The following is an 18900-nucleotide window of genomic DNA, read 5'->3' on the forward strand; positions in this document are numbered from 1 at the left end:
CTTACTAATATACCAACTGGAACTAAAAGTGTCAACACTTTTTCTGATTTTTTTGTAAGTCCGCGTAAGTCGTAGTCAAACCAACCGTTTTTATCTATACTATAACTATCAAAAGGAGCGAGGATAATATGCTAGCTTGGATACCTTTCATCATCATCTCATTGCTATTCATTGTACTACTATATGCCTGTGCTAAATCCGCAGGCTCTAACTTACAACGCGTTAAACAACTCAGTTTAATCGGTTTTCTCTGGGTACTGACCGCTTTCTGCTATACGCCCACTAGTTACAACTTTGGAACACAGCTAGTTCTCCATTATATTCAATGGGGACCGGTCAAGTTGAATATCATTCCATTTCAACAACTCAGTATCGAGTTTTGGCTCAACGTGTTACTCACGGTGCCGTTGGGTGGCCTAATCGCTTGGAACTTTATGGACTTGCCTTGGCGTCGATTTATCTGGCTCGGCTTTTTGACTGGATTAACGCTGGAACTCGGACAGTTCGTTCTCGACTGGCTCGTCAATATTGATCGGTGGGTCGACATTGACGACCTCATCACCAACTGGGTCGGTTTCATCATTGGTGCGATTGGTTATAAAATCGCCAAGCGGCTACCTGGACTTCAATGGTTACAAAGATGACCTATAAATGACGTATATATAGAAGCAACGATTCATCAGACAAAATATGAGGCCTAATCATCCGACCTCGTTCGTGACACGGATTCAACTCATTAACGCGCAAGCATCACATGAGCAGTCTAAAAAGCCGGCGCAAGAAAAAAATTCTTGCGCCGGCTTTTTAGACTCAGTTATTAATATCGTTGCACTAAATAGTCCCTACCGTTTATCACTGTCATAGGCAATACGCTTAGTTCCCTAGTCAGCTTCGAAGAATAAATCGAAGACGTGTTGCCGATCTTGGTTCCACACTTGGTTATCACTTGTTGGGTAAACGCGATTCGTCAAGACGACCAGGCCAACTTGCCGGTCTAAATCAAACGCAATCGCTGGTCCGGTAAAACCAGTATGGAAATATTGATGCTGACCGTTATGCCGTTCCCAACCGAGTGTCCGACCATGTTCATCATATTCGCCTAACCAGTCGAAGACATTTTCATCCAGCACCCGTTTGCCTTGATACTCACCGAAATTCAGCATCATTTCAACGAAGACCGATAAGTCCGTTAATGTCGAGAAGAGTCCGGCATGCCCGCTTTCACCATTGAGCAAGAAGGCTTTGTAATCGTGCACCTGCCCCTGAATCTGTCCCCGTAGTGAATCAAACTCAGTTGGGACGAACCGCACTTTAGGCCGATTCAAATTATAACCAGTGTTGGTCATTGCCAGTGGATACAACACGTGGTCTTGAATACTACGTGCTAATGAGCCATCGACCGCCCGAATGATCCAGCCTAGTAAAATGAATCCTAAGTCTGAATAAACGTAAGTCGTTCCCGGAGTGGCAATCAGTGGCGCATCATAGACCGCCTTAATGAGATCTTCACGTTGCATCTTGTCAAGGTGGTCAATGTCAGCCGGCAAGCCACTATTATGAAGCAACAGGTTTTGAATCGTAATCTCTGGGTGAGTGAACCCTGGGAGGAACCGGGCAACCGAATCCGTCAGATGAATCGTATGGTCTGACAACAGTTGAAAAATCCGCGTCGTCGTTCCCACGACCTTAGTCACCGACGCGAGATCGTAAATCATCGCTGGATCCAAGCCGATTGCAAACTCATCTCGGCCTTGAGTGCCGTGATAGTACTGATTGATTCCTTGAGGAGTGATCAGGCTAAATGAAGCACCATAGATATCGCCCGCTTCAATACACTTGTCGATATATTCTTCGATTTTTTTGAGCATCCGCATTACGCCCACCTTTCTTCACGCACATTGATTCATTTTATTTGTCTCCTTTATGATAACGGACTTCCCCATAAAATCAACGGCAAACGCTTTGTTCACACACAACATGCCATCTCACTTTTTATTAACTAACTAGTTAAAAGCTTGTTACATAATGGACAATATTCCACTTCTATATCAAAATACGGGCGGATATTCCAAAAAAATTAAATATAATTAAGTGAATTACCTTTGTGCACAATTCTTACAAAACGCTGTTATATCAGCACTTTTACCAGGATCAAAGCCAACGTGTTACAAAAAAATGACCGAAAAGTGAAATAAATCACCTGAAAACGGTTACAAATCTGCCAAAAAATGTTATGATTCAAATATAGAATTTTATCAATCATTTGATTGGATTCAAATTATGGAGGCGAGAAAATGATTACATCAGAAAAGACAACAAAGCCAGCAGCTTGGAAAGGTTTCAAAGGCGGCCACTGGCAGGAAGAAATCAACATTCGTGATTTTATTCAAAATAACTTCACCCAATACAATGGTGACGAAAGCTTCCTAGCCGGCCCAACTGCCGCTACTAAGACTTTGAATGACAAAGTTTTGGCATTAAAGAAAGAAGAACGGGCAGCTGGTGGTGTTCTTGACGCTGATACTAAAGTAGTTTCAACGATCACGTCACACGGCCCTGGTTATATTCAGAAAGATCTCGAAAAGATTGTTGGTCTCCAAACCGACAAACCTTTGAAGCGGGCCTTCATGCCATTTGGTGGTATTCGGATGGCTGACGATGCTTTGAAAGCATACGGTTACACGCCTGACAAGGAAAACGACAAGATCTTCAATGAATATCGTAAGACACATAACCAAGGGGTCTTCGATGTTTACACTCCTGACATGCGGAAAGCACGTCACTACAAGATTATCACTGGTTTACCAGATGCATATGCACGTGGCCGGATCATTCCTGACTTACCACGGGTTGCTGTCTATGGGATCGACCGTTTGATGGAAGACAAGGCCAATGACTTTGCTCACATCGGCGACGGTGAATTAACTGATGACGTTATCCGCCTCCGTGAAGAAGTTCAAGACCAATATCGGGCACTCGATGACATGAAGAAGATGGCTGCTAGCTACGGCTACGACATTAGCAAACCTGCCACCACTGCTCAAGAAGCCGTACAATGGATGTACTTCGCTTACTTAGCCGCAATCAAGACCCAAAACGGTGCCGCAATGTCCGTTGGTCGGATCGATACGACGATGGATATCTACATCCAACGTGACCTTGAAAATGGTGTCATTGACGAAAGCCAAGCCCAAGAAATCATCGACCAAGTTGTCATGAAATTACGGTTAGTTCGGTTCATTCGTACCGAAGATTACAACTCACTCTTCTCTGGTGACCCAATCTGGGCAACCTTATCAATGTGTGGGTTAGGTCTCGATGGTCAACACCACGTTACTAAGACCGCTTTCCGGATTTTAAAGACTTTGGACAACATGGGTGCTGCCCCAGAACCAAACATCACCATTCTCTGGTCAGAACGGTTACCTGAAGACTTCAAACGTTACGCTACTGAAGTATCTATCGACAGTTCGACCATTCAATACGAAAACGATGACTTAATGCGGGTACAATGGGGTACCGACTACTACGGCATTGCTTGCTGTGTTTCTGCACAACCAATTGCTGATGGGATTCAGTACTTCGGTGCTCGGGCTAACTTAGCCAAAGCAATCCTCTACGCCATCAATGGTGGCCGTGACGAAATTGCTGGTGACCAAGTTGGGCCTGCTTACGAACCAATCTCCTCAGAATACATCGACTACGATGAATTCATGAAGAAGTTCGACAAGCAAATGGACTGGTTAGCTGACACCTACGTTAACTCACTGAACGCTATTCACTACATGCATGACAAGTATTACTATGAAGCCGCAGAATTAGCATTGAAGAACACCGACCTTGATCGGACCTTCGCTACTGGGATTTCTGGTTTATCACATGCCGCTGACTCCATCTCAGCAATCAAGTATGGTCATGTTAAGGTTATCCGTGACGAACGTGGCATTGCCGTTGACTTCAAGGCCGACAATGATTACCCACGCTACGGGAACAATGATGACCGCGTAGATGACATCGCTAAGTGGTTAGTCAAGGAATTATACAGCAAGATGAACACCCATCATCTCTATCGTGGGGCCAAACTTTCAACTTCTGTCTTGACCATCACTTCAAACGTTGTTTATGGTAAGAACACGGGTACCACACCAAACGGCCGTCAAAAAGGCGAACCATTCTCACCAGGTGCTAACCCAGCATACGGCGCTGAAAAGAGCGGTGCTTTAGCTTCACTCCTCTCAACGGCCAAATTACCATACCGTTATGCAACTGACGGGATTTCTAACACGTTCGGCGTTACCCCTAACACGTTAGGCCACGACCTCGAATCACGGAAAGACACGTTAGTCAACATGTTAGACGGTTATATGAAGAACGATGGGATGCATTTGAACATCAATGTCTTCAATAAAGACACTTTAATTGATGCTCAGAAGCACCCAGAAGAATACCCAACATTGACGGTTCGGGTTTCTGGTTACTGTGTCTACTTCGCAGATTTGACCAAGGAACAACAAGATGACGTTATTTCACGGACATTCTTCGAATCAATGTAACATTTAATCTTTAATAGTTAAGAAGGCGAAAGGCTCATGGACAACAAACAAGTTTCAACAACGCAAGCGGCGGCAAAGGAGCCTTTGATAGGCTACGTTCACTCCATCGAAACATTTGGCTCCGTTGACGGACCTGGCATCCGTTACGTGGCGTTCCTACAAGGGTGCCATATGCGGTGTCAGTACTGTCACAACCCTGATACTTGGAAACTCAACGTCGGCGATCAAATGACGGCTGACGAAATTCTGGAAGACGCGGTCAAATACCGGGCTTTCTGGGGCAAGACTGGGGGAATCACGGTCAGCGGTGGTGAATCACTGGTACAAATCGACTTCATCTTAGACTTATTCGAAAAAGCCAAGGCGATGAATATCAGCACTTGTCTGGATACTTCCGGACAGCCTTTCACCCGAGAACAACCTTTCTTTGACAAGTTCGAACGCTTGATGAAAGTCACTGACATCTCATTGGTCGACATCAAACACATCGATTCTGCCAAACACAAGCAATTAACTCAGTACGGTAACGAGAACATTCTGGACATGATCCAGTACATGGCCCAACACCACGACGATATGTGGATTCGCCACGTGCTCGTCCCACAACGGACCGATTACGATGAAGATTTGAAGAAGCTCGGCGACTATATCGCAAAGATTCCAAACGACGTCGTTCAAAAAGTTGAAGTCCTCCCTTACCACACACTGGGGGTCAAAAAGTATCACGAAATGAAGATCAAGTACCGGCTAGAAGGTATCGAATCACCTACTCAAGACCGGGTCGCTAACGCTGAAAAGCTGTTACACACCGCGGACTACAATGGGTACAAGACTTGGATGCCACTACCTAAACTCTAGACCATCATTTCTACACCACGAAGAACGCCAGTGGCAATGCCGATTGATTCGGCACTGTCGCTGGCGTTTTTCGTGTGCTTCAGGGCGAATTGCGTAGTGGACTGCCCGGATTGGATGATTCAGCACGCATGGCGAGATCATAAGCCTCGCGACAATGAAATCGAGCGCTTCGTCAAGTGACATTGTCGGAATTCCCTGTATCTAAAGAGTCTAGGTGCCTGTAACCAAGGCGAGCTGTGGCCATTAGCACACGCTGCCACATTCAGAGCCTCCCCACAACTAACGACTTATCCCACCGGTTAAAATCACCTAAAACCGGTCTAGTATGCGTTGTCAGCCTCACTGCCTAGGACAAAGTAAACTTACCTAGCATCTGAATACTTGTGAGCCACGGGCGCTTTAGCGCATTTCTCAATAGCTGAAGATTGATACCATCTAAAAAAAACCGGGCATTCACGTAAGCAGGCCATCGACGAAAACGATGGACGACTCGGCTCGTGCAACCCGGTTTGGTTTCCTATTCTGAATTGTTTCGTATTTTAAAAGTGAGCAACCACTACTGATTGTTTCTCAACATCCGTGGCTTATGAATGAATTCCTAACTCCATACGAGCTGCTCGCGACATCATGCTCTCATTCCAGGCTGGTTCCCAGACGATTTCGATCTCAATACTTTTGACCTCAGGTAACTTGATCAATTCATCGTGAATATCCTTGGCCAGCCACTCCGTCAATGGCCATCCGGCAATCGTTAGCGTCATGGTAATCTCAGCAACGCCCTCATCCGTCAGCTGGGCATCATAAATCAAACCGAGGTTCACCAAATCAATTCCTAATTCAGGATCAATGACGTGTCCTAGCGCGTCAAAAGCCCGTTCTTTAAACGTTGTTGCCATTATTACTCGCTCCCCTTCGTCTGCTCGTGCAGTCGACTAATCACCTATCCGTGACTAGCCAATTCATTGTCTTAGAAAACGTTTCCATCCTCATCTTTATTGTACCTTACAGCCATTAAGAATCAATGAATAATCGCGATTTAACGCGGTTATTTTAGTTGTTGTCCAAACAGCCGGTAGCGGAACAGAATTCTTGATTCAGCGGATTGCTAGGCACCCCTCTGCCCCACCACTATCGTCAAATTACGGGTGATTTAGCCTCGTCAAATAAGCACCTTTATTTATCCCGACGACCAAGTTTGCGTTTGGCTAATTTAACAGTCTGAATTAGGCAATTATCGTCGATTGTTATAGTCGTCAAAGCCGCGCCATTACTGGGTTTATCCGACCATCAAAAATTATTTTAGAATTGGCGGTGGTTTTCGTTGCAAGCGCTTACAGTTCGTGTTAGTATACTAAGTGAGGAAAGGTATTAAGCCTCGATTAGCAAAGCTTCTCAAAAGAGTTTTGGCTGTCGTTGTAAAAGCTAGACAGCTAGTATCACAGTTTGGGTCGTTATCGAAACCGTTTTAAGCGTCGTCAAGCGTTATCGGTCTAACGAGTGTCGTGAGATTTGCGTTGGATGGCTGAACGTTGACCCTTAGATAAACGATAACCGTTAAAGAATTAATTGGCATTAGATCGACGATCAGATTTTAACTAGATTTAGTTGGAAACAGGTGTCTCCGATGACCAGTTGTTAGTTCCACTTTACCAGTTCCATTTGTAGACTCAGGTATCACAAACCTTAAACGGAGGTGCATGTCTGTTACGAAGACATTCCAAAGTTTTAAGCGCGAGTTTGACTTTCGTTAAAACCCGTTGATCGAGTCGCAATCAAGTAACAAACTTACTTTAGATCGACTACAGCAGATAGTTACAGTAAATACGGGTTAGTCCGTTAGAAGTTGGACACGCGTAAAATTGAATAGCATGAAGGTGTATCGTATTAACACTGAACAAATGATCATGTTAATCGAGATTATTCCTCATAAGTAGAACTCAAGTAGAGAAGCCTTGGGTTCTATTTTTTTGGCTCAAAACGCGCGATTCAGGGTTAGCCTGGCGTTAAGTGGCGATCCTCCACTTAGCATTCTGGCGCCGCTAACCAGGAGTCCCTGTCTGGTCTGAATACGTTTCGGCAATATCCCCTCGAACTGAACTGCCAATGATTCCTCATGTTGAGGCCAATTTTAAGCCCAAAAGACAAAACAAATGAGATAAGAAATCAAAATTCGGTCTCGTATCTCATTCGTTCATGTAGCGCTAATCATGTCACGGGCCTCTTCCTTCACCAAATGAAAAACAATCAATCTCCTTTTACCTAGCAATGACATCTTCTTCAGTTTTACTTTTTAGTATTCGAATAACCGCTACTAACGAAATCAACGCGAGCGTTATTCCACTCCCTAAGAAAATCCAGGTACCAGAAATAAGATCGAATAGGACACCATAAATGACAGTCCCGATTGGAATTAATAGTGAGGTAATTGTGGCTTGAATAGAAAACACTCGTCCTTGATAGTCTGCTGGAACTTCAGTCTGAAAATAGGCAATTAATGGTGTATTAATAAATATCACCAGGCACCCCAGCACGAGGTTTGCAAAACAATAAAAAATAGTTGTCGCAGATGATCCGATATTATAAAAGATAGGGACACCCAAAGAACTAAGAATAACGGCAAACATAATCATAAAGGAAAAGGCATTTGGCACTGAAAACTGTCTTTTAAACAGCTGGAAAATAATCCCACCAAGAACCATGCCAACGGCGACTGATGATTCCGTCAAACCATACTGCTGTGTAGAAAGTTTCAAAACATGAATTTGTAAGTAAGGCAGTCCGACGTTCATCGCTGCCATAAAGAAATTGAGACCTGCAATAAACAGTGATACAACGAGAATCATTGAATTCTTTCTCATGAATTGTAAGCCGCTGATGAATGATTCACCAATATGCCCAGAAACACCCCTACTCTGTTGCGTCCCAAATTTGACTAAAAGAATCAAGTACAACGTCACAATTTCTGAAATAACTTCAAAAAAAGCAAAATAGCCAAACGGAATAATTGAAAATAGTACCGCACCAACCAATGGACTCACTACAGTTGCTAAAGAATTAGAGGATTGCACCATTGAATTCAATTGTTGAAAATTTTCTTTTGGCACCAATTGTGTGACGCTTGACTGTAAAGTGTTTTGCAAAAAGCTATCTGCAATCTTCAAAAAGACTAACAGGACAATTAATTCAACGAAGTAATACTTAGCAAATTTGATTAATAGAAAGCCGAAGATAATCAATGCTACTATTGTGCCCAATTGCGAGAAAACAAGAATTTTCTTGTGATTGAATGAATCGACGACATAACCAATATATGGTGTCATTAATAAAGTAACAATCGGACTAATAATCAATGTAAACCCCATTCCTAATGCTGATCCGGTCCGCTGTAGGATGTATAAGCTCGTTGCAAAAGAAAAAACTGAACTTCCAAAGTTCCCAAAAAATATTGCTCCCATGATCTGAAATACTTGCTTTCTTACATTCATTATTCACACCACTTTTCCGCTGTCTTAATAAAAATCATCGCTTTAGGTCGTGTCATTTTTCCAACTTCTCTCGGCCTTCAACAATCAATTTCATGATAAAATAATAACAAAAAAATGAGTTAAAAATGAGAAAAATGTCATATAATAAAATTACCTGTAAAAAAAGGGGGTATCAGTATGAAAAATTTGGGTTCTGTAATACGAGAAGTACGTCAATCAAAAGCATTAACACTAAAACAAGTAGCCGGTTCAGAATTATCTGTTGCCTTCTTATCAAAAGTCGAAAGAGGTAACTCTGACATCTCCTTGAATAATTTTCTGATTGTTTTGAAAGCCCTAAATATTTCTTGGGATGAATTTTTTTATGTTGCACGCGGTTATCAGGTCGGTAACGGGTTAAAATTCATGGAAAAAATTAAAAAATATATGCTTGAAGATAATGTCTATGGACTTCAACGGTTACAATCTATAGAAGCGACAATGTGTAATGATGATAGTAACTATCATCATTTCAACGTTATTATTATTGATTTAATAATTTCACAAATACAACACACGCAATTCAAAAAGGAATCCGTTACCGAACTCCAAACTTATTTACTAAACGTGGAGAATTGGGGTATATATGAACTAACACTGTTTAACAACGTTATGTTTTGTTTTCCCACTCCAGTCTTGAGCCTCCTACTAGACAACGCAATGAAAAAAGCAATTGCTTACAGGCATCTACCTCAATATGAAGAATTGTTAATGATCATTATCTGCAATAACTTGGAGATTACACTGCAACAAAAGGATATCGTTCAAGCTGAAAAAATCGTAGCGCAATCTACAGAAATCTATCGAAATAAACGCATATCATTAAGTAACATGAAGTTTAAATTTCTACAAGGAATATTGATGATGTACACAGGCAATGTTGATTCAGGAAAAAAGTTAGTCGTTGGCGTTATTGATGCCTGTTATGTGTTGGGAGACGATGAGCAAGCCTATTCCTTCGAAAAATATCTTAATGAATCCACAAATTTCGAAATATGACAATTTCAACACACTCAATGATAAACACGTATCCCTTGTGTCGTAAGTTAATTGGGCGCGCAATTGATTTTTCATAATTCTATTAATATTGGAGGAACTCATTATGCAAATTTCTGAAAAGACGTGCCGAAGCCTCTGAAAAAACTGGTATCCCAGGGAGCGGCCCCAAGACACCAGCTTTTTAACGATGACTCATATTTTCATTGCCATATTTAACGGCCACGAAGCCAGTTGGCCATAACCAACCTGACAGACCACCTAAATCAGTTCACAACCGCCCTACTTATCTGTCACTTGATACTTAAAGACGAAGCGGTACAGCACAAAGTTGACCAAGCCTAATACCAGCACTAATCCAAACGCCAGCTGACTCCCCATCGCCGTTTCACGCGCAGCGGATAACTGTCCCGATTTGACCGAAGACATGAGTGCAGCCAAAATCGTGGTACCAAGGGATCCGGCGAACTGCTGGCCAGTATTATAAATGGCATTGGCATCCGCGCGCTCGGTCATCGTGACTTCTTTGAGTCCGTTAGTCATCGTATTACTGAACGCCATCGAACGACCAATACTGAAGACGATGTACAGCATTAAAATAACGATGATACTCAGATGCTGCCCTAAAACCGTGAATCCCAGTGCCGCCAAGACAAAGAGACCGTTTCCCATCAAAATCGGTAGCCGTGCGCCATGGGCATCTAGCAAGTGACCGAACCACGGCTGGCAGATTGCCGTAATCAAGCTTCCTGGTAGGAGCATCAGACCCCCAATCAGTGAACCGGCGCCAACCACGATTTGCGCGTAGTTTGGTAGCGCAAAGTTGATTCCAATATTACAAAATTGCAGGATAACGTAGGCAAAGAAGCTGAAGGCAAAAACGGGATTTTTGAAAATGGCTAAGTTAAGCAGTGGCGTCGCCGAATGTTTAGATAGCCGTAAATAACCTAAAATGGCTACAATTGCGAGGCCCAGGCCGCCGAGAAACTGCCAGCTGAGCCATCCAGCAGTACTCATGCTGTTGACACCCAGCGTACAGCTAATGAAGGCTACTGCTAATAACCCGAACTGGGACCAATCAAAGTGAATCCGTTTGACCTCACTGACCTGCCGAATCGCACCATAACCTAAGAGCAGAATGATAGCCTCTACTGGCAGCGTTGACCAGAAAATCCAGCGCCAACTTCCGAGGGCGACCATCACCCCACCAAACGTCGGGCCACTCGCGGGTGCAATCATTAAAATCAAACCGGCCAGTCCCATGTAAAATCCCAGTCGTGCACGCGGCACTGTCTCCAAAATGACATTAAACATCAGTGGAATCGCCAAACCGGCACAGCCTGCTTGGACGACCCGGCCAAATAAGAGCACCCAGAAATTTGGTGCCAGCGCACAGATCAAGTCACCAAGAATAAATAATGACGCGCCGACCGCGAATAGCTGCCGGTTTTTGAAACGTTGATGTAAGAATGCCGACGTCAGCATTAACAAGGCCACGGTCAGTAAATAGCCGGTGGTAATCCACTGAACTAAATCGAGTGAAACGTGCATCGTCTTCATTAGGGTCGGAAACGTCACGTTCATCGAAGTTTCCACTAGAATCCCCACGAAGGCCATCAAAGCCACGGCAAAAATCGCCACTAATTCTTGACGGGTCACTTTAGTTGAATCAGACAAAACAAGTCGCTTCCTTCTTCATTAATTTGGCACGACTGGTCCAGCACCGATTGACAACCAGGACCATGACCACCCGGTTCCAGCCGCAATCGACGCAAAATCGTGCACAGTGTTAGGCCATTCATCACGACCTAAAATCTGCGATGAATGACCTGCTATTAACTATTCTATCTATAGACTATCATACGCAAAATGACGGCCGCCGTCATGTCATTAGTTTAATGAAATCTGCGTGAACCAGCGTTTCCCTGGTGATTGGTCAGCACGATAAACTAGGCCGTTTCGTATCCGCAACCGTTTACACATTTTCTCTGAAACCGTATACTGAACATAACTTAGCAATCATCCTGAGGAGGGATTTTATTTTGAAAACAATCGATTTAGGTTACAGTCACCTACCCGTATCGAATGTCGCACTGGGCATCATGCGGATGGATGCACTGGATGTGGCACAAGCAACCAAGGTGCTCGACACCGCTGCTGATTTAGGTATCAATTATATTGATTCCGCGGACATCTATGGTGGGGGCCAATCATCCACCATTTTTGGTCAAGCACTCAAGCAGGCACACGTCTCACGTGACCAACTTTATATTCAATCCAAGGGCGGCATCGTTCCTGGCAAACGCTACGATTTCTCAAAAGCACATCTGATCGAAGCGGTCGACGGTGAACTTCAGCGCTTGGGGGTCGACTACCTGGACACCTTTCTACTCCACCGCCCCGACGCCTTGATGGAACCAGCGGAAGTCGCAGCTGCCTTTGATGAACTTCAAACGAGTGGCAAAGTCCGGCACTTTGGGGTCTCCAATTTCAATCCGATGCAAGTAGACCTGCTGCAAGCGGCGTTAAATCAACGACTGATCATTAATCAGTTACAATTCGGCATCATGCATACTGGTGCGATCGACTTTGGCCTACACACTAACATGCAAGACGAACGTAGCCTCAACCATGACGGCGAAATCATTGAATATTCTCGGCTGCATAAGATGACGATTCAAGCATGGTCTCCTTATCAGTACGGCAACTTCGCTGGTGTTTTCCTAGATAATCCAAAATTCCCAGAACTCAACAACGCGATGCAACAACTCGCAGACGACAAGCATGCCACTAAATCAGCAATCGCGACGGCTTGGATTCTCCGACACCCGGCTCATTTCCAAGTGATCTTAGGGACGATGAATCCTGAACACTTGACGCAAAATGCCGCTGGTGCGGATGTCGACCTGACTCGCCAAGAGTGGTACGACATCTACTTTGCAGCTGGTAACGATTTGCCATAATGCTGACTTGATTGGCATTGCCCAATCACCAAGATAGTCGCTGGCTGAGTCCTTTAATTGGGGGACGAGTTCAAGATCAACGCCGCATTTTAATAGACTGTCTAATAGACTGCTCAGTTGCCAGTTCAGCTTGAGCAGTCTATTTTGACATTCACTATCGGCCACGCCCATTCATCAATCTTAGGAGATGATTTTTTTGCCAACCCATTGCACGATTTATGAACGTATCAAATTGATTCAGCAGCATCAAAACCCCTACTTTGTACGCGAGCTGACCACTGGCTACGTTGTATTAGCAGATAGTCAGTATTTCGAAGGGTACACGCTTTTCTTAGCCAAATCACACGTCACTGAGTTACATCACTTAGCGGCTCACGACCAGTTACTATTCCTCGAAGAGATGAGTCTCGTTCAAGAAGCCTGCGCACAGGCCTTCCATGCCGACAAAATGAACATTGAGCTACTCGGCAACGGGGACGCGCATGTGCATTGGCACCTGTTTCCACGCCACACCGGCGATACTGCGCAACCGGGCCCCATCTGGTGGACCCCGCTTGAGACCATCTATGGTGACGATGTCCAACAAGACCAACTCCGGCTCACCCGCTTAAAACGCACGCTCAACACCGCCCTCGACTTGGTACTACAACGTCGGCAAGTCGAACATCACACCGTGCAGCATTTGACACTACCAGCAGCTGAAACTGATTAACCGCAATTCAGACAGCCTTAGCTATTTGCGCGCATTCAAAAAGCCGAGCCCCATATCTGGAACCCAGCTTTTCGCATACTAATCGGAACCTGTTTATTTATCTGGACGGCTGTCATAGGCGCGTTTGGATTTATAACCGGCACGAAAGACGGTCTTCATGACGTCAATGTGGCGCTGCTTGGTCGCTTCGGCCTTGGTGTCAAAAATGAACCGGGCCCACTCACGCTGGTAACCGGGTGTTAATGCGGTGAAGAACGCCGCCATATCGGCATCTTCTGCCAACAAGGCGGCAACTGCTGGAATGTCTTTTTCGAATGAACTAAGGGGTGCGGTACTCATGTGAAGTCCTCCATTGGGTTGATTGCTTTAAATTTCATGTAAGAAGGGGAAAATTACTTACAATTTAAGCTTTTATATTTCGATTTTTTATACAATTGCGCTATCATTATAGTATAAGTATTAACATTCGACCAATATAATTAACGATAACCAACCATACTGCTATCACCAAGGGGAGCCCTGCTATGCCAAAATTTGATATTACCCTCATCAGTCCTGAACGCGCCAAGGCCATGCTGACCGAGTATAAGGAGCAACGTAAGAATTCCGTTCCGCACCTCGAGCATCCTGGCCGCTACATCTTACCAGATTACAAATTAACGCGGCGGCGTGCTGCTTTTAAAATCGTTAAGCACACCTTCTTGACGCCCCATTACAAGTCATATGTCGCCATGGATTCCGACAACGGCCACACCCTCTGGTTTCACAACTTCGGCTCATTAACTGAAGCCCTATTCTGGCTGGAGACTGGTCTCAAAATGAGTGATACTGACTCACATTCCAACTACAAGGAATGGATGGTCAAGCACACGGCCGAAATTGAGACGTTCAAGGACTTGTTACGTGAACGTAAGCATAAGCCCGGCGCTAAGGCTAAGAAAAAAGCAAAGTAATTGAAAGTCGCTCGATTCTAAAGTGGAATCGAGCGACTTTTTTGCTGGCCCATAACGAATTGATGAATCGTCATACCTCATACGGCCTAAAAGTGGCTGTCTAAGAAGGCCTGAACCTTATGTGCGATCACCTGGTGCCCAGCGTTATTCGGATGCAGCGTATCGACGGAATAAATCGCGGCCTGGGCCGGAATGGCAAACGTGATGCCGGCATCATGATACAAGCTGAGATGCGGCACACTATAATCCGCAGTCACTTGTTCAATTGCGGCTTCATAATCAGCCTGCCGATAACCAAGGCCATTGGTCGTTGCACTAAAGCTACCACCAAAGTCAGAACCAATGTGAATCGCCGAAATAAACAGTTTGGGAACGGTCGGCCAAGTCGTCTGTAGCCCCGTCAATAATATGGTCAGCGCACCATAAAAAGTCGTGATGGTCGTATCCCCATACTGTCCTAACGGTTGATTGCGGCCGTAATCGTTGACGCCACCAAAGACCGCAATAAAATCAGCATCCGCCGGAATCGACTGATAGCGTGCAGCCATGGCATCGTAGCGACTTCCGACCGTCGATCCCGAGATTCCTAAATTGTCACTCCGTTCAGCGTGCCAATTAGCGGCTAAAATATCATGATAATGAACACTTGCCAGACCATTATTGGCCGTAATAGAATCACCAAGCCACGCTGGTCGTTGAAATGTCACGTGCTTGGTCAACTGCGTCTCATCGAGCATCGAATTCCTCCTCTTGCATACTAACTATCGATTAAACGTTGTACGCATTGTGTTAGTTGATTTGTCATGAATCATGCTTAAATCATACCAATTGTTTGGCTTACTGGTCGTCAGCCAGTGAGCGTCTTAGTCCGACTTCCGGGGCCGGCTGACAACGCTGGAACAGGGCGGACATCGATTTGAACTCACGCAGAAACCCACTGCGCAATTTCAAATACGAGTCTTCTTCTAGCCCGGGAAATTCACCCGGACAAGAAGAATTTCGCCCTTGAGCATTGTCAGCCAGTCCCTCCAGTCGGGAACCCGCTCGAATGGCGGATGAACGGCCACCTATCTAGGTACAATTGGCCATTGAATATTAGGAGACAGGTCCTTTGGGCAAACTTTTAAATCAGTATTGATGATGTTTTAGGGCATTTTAGTACTGAGAAGATTACTGAATATGATTCACTAATTTCAACGGTCAATAGTCTTGAACTTAGTCGATAAAATTACCTTCGTTTATAATCCAAGACTTGGTTATCTTAGACTACCAGAGAAGATTCTGACAGTCGAATGTCAAAATTACCGTGTGCTAAGAACCAACGACTAATCCAAAAAAAGTTGGGTCCGCACATGTCCGCCTTTCGAATACCATCCCGGCTGGAAGGTATTCTGGGCAAGGCCAAGTGGTGAAATTCCACTTAGCAAGCGTCCTTTGCTTGGTTAGTGGAAGACCAGTATTTAAGACGTGGGTTGTCGGCTTAAATCTGTGTCCACCACGTTCCGGCCATTGACCAGAATGCCTAGAAGTCGGTATAGGACGACCCTGCCACAGCAAGTTTACGGTAACTCGCACTGTTTCCAGCGGGTCTCAGCTGGCAGCTCTTGAACTTAGAAAATAGCATGATTTAATCATCTTTAATAACCAGCACAGCGCGTTTCATTGTCTTTATTTAACCGCGCATCCCAGCATAACTGCAACTAAAGTGCCCGGTTTGTGGATTTAATTAAGCTGATAGTGATTCGTCAGTCGGTACTGGTCAACGTCTACATTAAAAAGCTGCCAGCACCATTTTGCGTGCGGTTAAGCCAACACGCCTTCCCGTGGTGCTAAAACAGTGGCCTGCGATTGCAAGCTCCGAATACCCCACGCTAACCCTTAACAACCAAAAAGCAGTCACTTCAGAACTGGATCCGCAAATCCTAATTCTGAAGTGACTGCTTGATTTATTCAATGAACCTGTCACCAACTAGTGGCTGACAGACCTACATCTGATTTTTATTAACGCTAATTACCTTTAATCTGCTTCCGTCTCACGTTTCCGTGCTGCTCGCCGTTCACGCGCATAATCGGTATTCGTGGTAATCTCAACATCCCGCGCCAACCGTTTCCGCCGTGCCAATTCGGCTGCCTTGGCGTTGGCCTTGGCTGCTTCCTTGACGGGATCGGTCGTTAAATCGTGGTGAATCGAGTAGAGCAAGACTAAGGCGACAATCGTCAATGGGAAGCCTGACATCGCACAAATTGATTGAATCGATTCAAAGCCCCCGACCGTCACTAATCCTAACGAGAAGACTAGGAAGATAACGACCCAGCTCATCCGGTTGAACCGACTTGGTTGTTCACCCACGGCCAACTTTTTGCTGGTGAATGATGAGGTAATGAAGGCAAATGAGGAGACCGTCGTTGCCAAGAAAATGAAGCAAGATAGGCAGTACAGTGCTAACATGATCATCTTTAATGGCAAGGTCGATAAGACGGCTGCAATCACCGCGGCTTGGCCTTGCGTGTTTAAGATATGAACTAAGTTAACAATACCCATCCGTTGTAAGTACAAGGCGTACCCACCGAGGATGGCGTAAAAGCTGACACAGCCTAACGAGCCCCATAGCAACATGCCACCGAGTACCTGCCGAATCGTCCGACCACGTGAGATACGGGCGATGAACAAGCCCATGACTGGCATAAATGATAACCACCAGCCCCAGTAGAAGATCGTCTGACGCTGCATTGCCGTTGCGTGACCATTAGGGGCAGTGTTCGTACTCAAACTAATAAATTTATTGATAAATAGACCAATACTGTTGGTTTCTGAGTTCAAAATATACAAAGTTGGCCCAACGATCAAAACGACGATCAAAAAGCCAATCGCTAGCCACACATGGGCGGCACTTAACCGGCCAATCCCTTTCTTTAGACCATTGAAGACAGCCAAAGCAAAGATGACGAATAGTAAGGCGAACAAGCCTAACTTAAGGGTCATCGTATCGGCAATGCCCGTGACGGCACTTAAAACTTTAGAAATAACGGGGATTTCCATCCCGACCGAGGTCCCGACACCACCCATGATGCCAATAATGACAAGAAAGTCAATCGTGTTACGGGCAATCTGCTTACCCTTACCAGGGCCTTGCAAGACTGAAATGGCGGCACTGAGCCGTTGTACCTTGACGTGCTTAACATACATCGCATAGGCAATCGCAATCGTGGCCGGCGCAAACATCATCCACGCCATTGGTCCCCAGTTAAATTGTCCTAGCATGTGCGCATAATTATATGCAGAAGTTGAAAACGGCTTAACACCGAATGATGGGCTCTGTAGGTACCGCAATGGGTCGACCATACTCAACATTAAAATGCTGGCATCGATCCCAGTTGCGTAGACCATACTGCCCCAGTGATACGTTGAAAATTCTGGTTTATCATCAGGGTCACCAAGCTTGGTCTTCCCTAACTTACTAAACGCTAAGTAAATGAAAAAGATAAAAGTGATCACATATACCGACATGTAGAGCCAACTCATATTGTTCGTCAACCAATTAAGGATGCCGCTCAAACTCGTCTCAAGCGAATGACCCCCAATCAATAAAATAACCGAAGCCACCGCGAAGAGCCCAATCGTTGGTAAATAGACCCACCAATCAATATTCTTACTTTTTAAAATAATAAACCTGCTACTGAGCATATACTCTCTATATTTAGATCAAATTCGTGGTTCTTCCTACCGTTACAGGTAGTCCCCACGCGTAAATTTCCGACTAGCAATCGGTACACCCCTCCGAGTCAATTCTCGAAGCACTCAGTACCCTGACTTGATCAGGTTTGACCGGCTTTGTCATCCGCATTCTGTTTATGCTATCTCAAAATCAGTAGCAGAATTTCCTTCTTTCCGTTGGTTGAATCCGGACAACGCCATACTGACAAATGATTTTTAATTGCTTAATCGACGTTGGTGTTCATCTTGTTTAGCTAGTGTCTCAATACCATCGTGCTTAACGCACACGACCGTCGTCACACCACGTAACGATTAATGGTTACACTGCTCTTGCTAATAGATAACCCCCTTGAATCACCAGATAAGCCCATCACACAATTGCTTGATTAATTGCTGATGCACCAAAAAAGCGCTTAGTACCGGGTAACGAGTTACCACCTGCACAGCGCACGTCGGCTTATACAAATGCTGATTTCAGTATTTTCTGATATCTGATGTTCATGTATAAGTATACTAGTATTAAATCAGAAGTAAAATCAGCCGTTTGGCGGCCGTCAAGCCCGGCATTTTAAGGCTCACGGCTATTTTGCCGCGATAATTTTCTGAAACTAGTCAAAAGTTTTCGT

14 protein-coding genes are annotated in these 18900 nt (G+C 44.8%); 7 read left to right on the top strand and 7 right to left on the bottom strand.

The window, feature by feature from the left end:
• Window positions 1-128 precede the first annotated feature (128 nt).
• Window positions 129-644, top strand: a complete 516-nt coding sequence (locus KGF65_RS09080) for a VanZ family protein (protein WP_088770549.1) — start codon at window positions 129-131, stop codon at window positions 642-644.
• 237 nt (window positions 645-881) lie between these two features.
• Here KGF65_RS09080 and KGF65_RS09085 read toward each other — a convergent pair whose 3' ends face one another.
• Window positions 882-1874: a serine hydrolase gene (locus KGF65_RS09085; protein WP_088770548.1), complete on the bottom strand. Its 993-nt coding sequence runs from the start codon at window positions 1872-1874 to the stop codon at window positions 882-884.
• Window positions 1875-2294: 420 nt separating this feature from the next.
• Between KGF65_RS09085 and pflB the strand changes: the two genes are divergently transcribed.
• Both pflB and pflA read left to right on the top strand, forming a co-directional pair.
• Window positions 2295-4553, top strand: a complete 2259-nt coding sequence (gene pflB / locus KGF65_RS09090; protein ID WP_216748098.1) for a formate C-acetyltransferase — start codon at window positions 2295-2297, stop codon at window positions 4551-4553.
• 36 nt (window positions 4554-4589) lie between these two features.
• A complete protein-coding gene (gene pflA, locus KGF65_RS09095) occupies window positions 4590-5411 on the top strand; it encodes a pyruvate formate-lyase-activating protein (RefSeq protein ID WP_021337809.1) in 822 nt (273 codons plus the stop codon).
• A gap of 584 nt (window positions 5412-5995) precedes the next feature.
• Here the strand turns inward: pflA and KGF65_RS09100 are convergent.
• Both KGF65_RS09100 and KGF65_RS09105 read right to left on the bottom strand, forming a co-directional pair.
• Window positions 5996-6307 carry a metal-sulfur cluster assembly factor gene (locus tag KGF65_RS09100; RefSeq protein ID WP_216748097.1) on the bottom strand — a complete coding sequence of 104 codons (312 nt, stop codon included), beginning with the start codon at window positions 6305-6307 and terminating at the stop codon, window positions 5996-5998.
• A 1359-nt stretch (window positions 6308-7666) separates the two neighbouring features.
• On the bottom strand, window positions 7667-8896 hold the full coding sequence (locus KGF65_RS09105) for an MFS transporter (RefSeq protein ID WP_101874151.1): 1230 nt from the start codon (window positions 8894-8896) through the stop codon (window positions 7667-7669).
• A gap of 177 nt (window positions 8897-9073) precedes the next feature.
• On the opposite strand from KGF65_RS09105, the gene KGF65_RS09110 reads away from it, so the two are divergent.
• Window positions 9074-9934 carry a helix-turn-helix domain-containing protein gene (locus KGF65_RS09110; protein ID WP_105923731.1) on the top strand — a complete coding sequence of 287 codons (861 nt, stop codon included), beginning with the start codon at window positions 9074-9076 and terminating at the stop codon, window positions 9932-9934.
• Window positions 9935-10213: 279 nt separating this feature from the next.
• Here the strand turns inward: KGF65_RS09110 and KGF65_RS09115 are convergent, their stop codons facing one another.
• Entirely contained in the window at window positions 10214-11548 is a 1335-nt protein-coding gene (locus KGF65_RS09115) for an MFS transporter (RefSeq protein ID WP_225083783.1), read from the bottom strand.
• Window positions 11549-11973: 425 nt separating this feature from the next.
• Between KGF65_RS09115 and KGF65_RS09120 the strand changes: the two genes are divergently transcribed.
• Window positions 11974-12894 carry an aldo/keto reductase family oxidoreductase gene (locus tag KGF65_RS09120; RefSeq protein WP_216748096.1) on the top strand — a complete coding sequence of 307 codons (921 nt, stop codon included), beginning with the start codon at window positions 11974-11976 and terminating at the stop codon, window positions 12892-12894.
• 196 nt (window positions 12895-13090) lie between these two features.
• Entirely contained in the window at window positions 13091-13606 is a 516-nt protein-coding gene (locus KGF65_RS09125) for an HIT family protein (RefSeq protein ID WP_216748095.1), read from the top strand.
• Between the two features lie 93 nt (window positions 13607-13699).
• On the opposite strand, the gene KGF65_RS09130 is transcribed toward KGF65_RS09125, so the two are convergent.
• Window positions 13700-13945 (bottom strand): YdeI/OmpD-associated family protein, encoded by a 246-nt coding sequence (locus KGF65_RS09130; protein ID WP_216748094.1) that lies wholly within the window; start codon window positions 13943-13945, stop codon window positions 13700-13702.
• A gap of 185 nt (window positions 13946-14130) precedes the next feature.
• Between KGF65_RS09130 and KGF65_RS09135 the strand changes: the two genes are divergently transcribed.
• Window positions 14131-14559 (top strand): hypothetical protein, encoded by a 429-nt coding sequence (locus tag KGF65_RS09135; RefSeq protein ID WP_003639925.1) that lies wholly within the window; start codon window positions 14131-14133, stop codon window positions 14557-14559.
• An 86-nt stretch (window positions 14560-14645) separates the two neighbouring features.
• On the opposite strand, the gene KGF65_RS09140 is transcribed toward KGF65_RS09135, so the two are convergent.
• Together KGF65_RS09140 and KGF65_RS09145 are read right to left on the bottom strand one after the other, a co-directional pair.
• Window positions 14646-15296: an SGNH/GDSL hydrolase family protein gene (locus KGF65_RS09140; protein ID WP_101874156.1), complete on the bottom strand. Its 651-nt coding sequence runs from the start codon at window positions 15294-15296 to the stop codon at window positions 14646-14648.
• A gap of 1280 nt (window positions 15297-16576) precedes the next feature.
• Window positions 16577-18244, bottom strand: a complete 1668-nt coding sequence (locus KGF65_RS09145; RefSeq protein ID WP_003639927.1) for a BCCT family transporter — start codon at window positions 18242-18244, stop codon at window positions 16577-16579.
• Window positions 18245-18900: the final 656 nt, after the last annotated feature.

This window comes from Lactiplantibacillus sp. 30.2.29, from assembly GCF_018991255.1.
GTDB lineage: Bacteria > Bacillota > Bacilli > Lactobacillales > Lactobacillaceae > Lactiplantibacillus > Lactiplantibacillus pentosus.